1 rRNA gene is annotated in these 485 nt (G+C 49.8%); it reads left to right on the plus strand.

The features are described from left to right. Positions 1-155: 155 nt before the first annotated feature. Positions 156-485 (plus strand): 23S ribosomal RNA (locus AC1DHL_RS29845); the annotation flags it as partial.

A 485-nucleotide genomic window follows, 5' to 3' on the forward strand; every position in this document is an offset into this window, starting at 1 on the left:
ATGAGACGCTGAATTATCCAACGCGATACCGGGTTGTGATTGTATCAACYRAAATGTATTTAAAGTGATCGAAAGATGACTTGGAATACGGCACAAAYGCGAGAACTCATCCTGTAGCGACGTGCGCTCAAGCAATTGAGACACACTCGTTATAGGGTCAAGYGAAYAAGTGCAYRTGGTGGATGCCTTGGCGATYACAGGCGATGAAGGACGYKGTAGCCTGCGAAAAGCTWCGGGGAGCTGGCAAACRAGCTTTGATCCGKAGATGTCCGAATGGGGAAACCCGGCCCTTATGGGTCATCCCTGACTGAATACATAGGTCAGGGAAGCGAACGCGGCGAACTGAAACATCTAAGTAGCTGCAGGAACAGAAATCAACCGAGATTCCCAAAGTAGTGGCGAACGAAATGGGAAGAGCCTTGTACTCTTTAGCAGCATTGTTAGCAGAACGGGATGGAAAGCCCGGCCATAGCAGGTGATAGCCC

The sequence above is a fragment of the Variovorax sp. 10L426 genome (assembly GCF_056395305.1).